Annotated in this window: 1 rRNA gene; it reads right to left on the reverse strand. The window is 52.1% G+C overall.

Annotated features, from left to right (window positions below):
- Positions 1–111: 111 nt before the first annotated feature.
- A 23S ribosomal RNA gene (locus ADA55_RS21290) occupies positions 112–3,044 on the reverse strand.
- Between the last annotated feature and the right edge of the window lie 9 nt (positions 3,045–3,053).

A 3,053-nucleotide genomic window follows, 5' to 3' on the forward strand; every position in this document is an offset into this window, starting at 1 on the left:
GTGTTCGGAATGGGAACGGGTGTGACCTCTTCGCTATCGCCACCAAACATAAAAGGAACGTTGTTCCTTCAAAACTAGATAATAAGAAGGTATTTCATTTTTTAAAAAGCGTTGGTTAAGTCCTCGATCTATTAGTATCAGTCAGCTCCACATGTCACCATGCTTCCACCTCTGACCTATCAACCTGATCATCTTTCAGGGATCTTACTAGCTTGCGCCATGGGAAATCTCATCTTGAGGGGGGCTTCATGCTTAGATGCTTTCAGCACTTATCCCGTCCGCACGTAGCTACCCAGCTATGCCTTTGGCAAGACAACTGGTACACCAGCGGTGCGTCCATCCCGGTCCTCTCGTACTAAGGACAGCTCCTCTCAAATTTCCTGCGCCCGCGACGGATAGGGACCGAACTGTCTCACGACGTTCTGAACCCAGCTCGCGTACCGCTTTAATGGGCGAACAGCCCAACCCTTGGGACCGACTACAGCCCCAGGATGCGATGAGCCGACATCGAGGTGCCAAACCTCCCCGTCGATGTGGACTCTTGGGGGAGATAAGCCTGTTATCCCCGGGGTAGCTTTTATCCGTTGAGCGATGGCCCTTCCATGCGGAACCACCGGATCACTAAGCCCGACTTTCGTCCCTGCTCGACTTGTAGGTCTCGCAGTCAAGCTCCCTTGTGCCTTTACACTCTACGAATGATTTCCAACCATTCTGAGGGAACCTTTGGGCGCCTCCGTTACTCTTTAGGAGGCGACCGCCCCAGTCAAACTGCCCACCTGACACTGTCTCCCACCCCGATAAGGGGCGCGGGTTAGAATTTCAATACAGCCAGGGTAGTATCCCACCAACGCCTCCACCGAAGCTGGCGCTCCGGCTTCTCAGGCTCCTACCTATCCTGTACAAGCTGTACCAAAATTCAATATCAGGCTGCAGTAAAGCTCCACGGGGTCTTTCCGTCCTGTCGCGGGTAACCTGCATCTTCACAGGTACTATAATTTCACCGAGTCTCTCGTTGAGACAGTGCCCAGATCGTTACACCTTTCGTGCGGGTCGGAACTTACCCGACAAGGAATTTCGCTACCTTAGGACCGTTATAGTTACGGCCGCCGTTTACTGGGGCTTCGGTTCAAAGCTTCGCTTGCGCTAACCTCTCCCCTTAACCTTCCAGCACCGGGCAGGTGTCAGCCCCTATACTTCGCCTTGCGGCTTCGCAGAGACCTGTGTTTTTGCTAAACAGTCGCCTGGGCCTATTCACTGCGGCTTTTCTGGGCTATTCACCCTAAAAAGCACCCCTTCTCCCGAAGTTACGGGGTCATTTTGCCGAGTTCCTTAACGAGAGTTCTCTCGCACACCTTAGGATTCTCTCCTCGCCTACCTGTGTCGGTTTGCGGTACGGGCACCTTACATCTCACTAGAGGCTTTTCTTGGCAGCGTGGAATCAGGAACTTCGGTACTATATTTCCCTCGCCATCACAGCTCCGCCTTAATGGAAACGGGATTTGCCTCGTTTCCGGCCTAACTGCTTGGACGCGCATATCCAACAGCGCGCTTACCCTATCCTTCTGCGTCCCCCCATCGTTCAAACGATGTATAGGTGGTACAGGAATATCAACCTGTTGTCCATCGCCTACGCCTTTCGGCCTCGGCTTAGGTCCCGACTAACCCTGAGCGGACGAGCCTTCCTCAGGAAACCTTAGGCATTCGGTGGAAGGGATTCTCACCCTTCTTTCGCTACTCATACCGGCATTCTCACTTCTAAGCGCTCCACCAGTCCTTCCGGTCTGACTTCAACGCCCTTAGAACGCTCTCCTACCATCGACACCATACGGTGTCAATCCACAGCTTCGGTGATACGTTTAGCCCCGGTACATTTTCGGCGCGGAGTCACTCGACCAGTGAGCTATTACGCACTCTTTAAATGGTGGCTGCTTCTAAGCCAACATCCTGGTTGTCTAAGCAACTCCACATCCTTTTCCACTTAACGTATACTTTGGGACCTTAGCTGGTGGTCTGGGCTGTTTCCCTTTCGACTACGGATCTTATCACTCGCAGTCTGACTCCCAAGAATAAGTATTTGGCATTCGGAGTTTGACTGAATTCGGTAACCCGTTGGGGGCCCCTAGTCCAATCAGTGCTCTACCTCCAATACTCTCATCTTGAGGCTAGCCCTAAAGCTATTTCGGAGAGAACCAGCTATCTCCAGGTTCGATTGGAATTTCTCCGCTACCCACACCTCATCCCCGCACTTTTCAACGTGCGTGGGTTCGGGCCTCCATTCAGTGTTACCTGAACTTCACCCTGGACATGGGTAGATCACCTGGTTTCGGGTCTACGACCTCATACTCATTCGCCCTATTCAGACTCGCTTTCGCTGCGGCTCCGTCTCATCAACTTAACCTCGCATGAAATCGTAACTCGCCGGTTCATTCTACAAAAGGCACGCCATTACCCATTAACGGGCTTTGACTACTTGTAGGCACACGGTTTCAGGATCTATTTCACTCCCCTTCCGGGGTGCTTTTCACCTTTCCCTCACGGTACTGGTTCACTATCGGTCACTAGGGAGTATTTAGCCTTGGGAGATGGTCCTCCCTGCTTCCGACGGGATTTCTCGTGTCCCGCCGTACTCAGGATCCACTCAGGAGGGAACGAAGTTTCAACTACAGGGTTTTTACCTTCTTCGACGGACCTTTCCAGGTCGCTTCATTTACCCCGTTCCTTTGTAACTCCATGTTGAGTGTCCTACAACCCCAAGAGGCAAGCCTCTTGGTTTGGGCTAATTCCGTTTCGCTCGCCGCTACTCAGGAAATCGCGTTTGCTTTCTCTTCCTCCGGGTACTTAGATGTTTCAGTTCCCCGGGTCTGCCTTCAGTACCCTATGTATTCAGGTAAAGATACTGTTCCATTACGAACAGTGGGTTTCCCCATTCGGAAATCTCCGGATCAAAGCTTACTTACAGCTCCCCGAAGCATATCGGTGTTAGTCCCGTCCTTCATCGGCTCCTAGTGCCAAGGCATCCACCGTGCGCCCTTTCTAACTTAACCGTTAAAAAA

This window comes from Bacillus sp. 220_BSPC (assembly GCF_001054655.1).
Classification (GTDB): domain Bacteria; phylum Bacillota; class Bacilli; order Bacillales; family DSM-1321; genus Peribacillus; species Peribacillus frigoritolerans.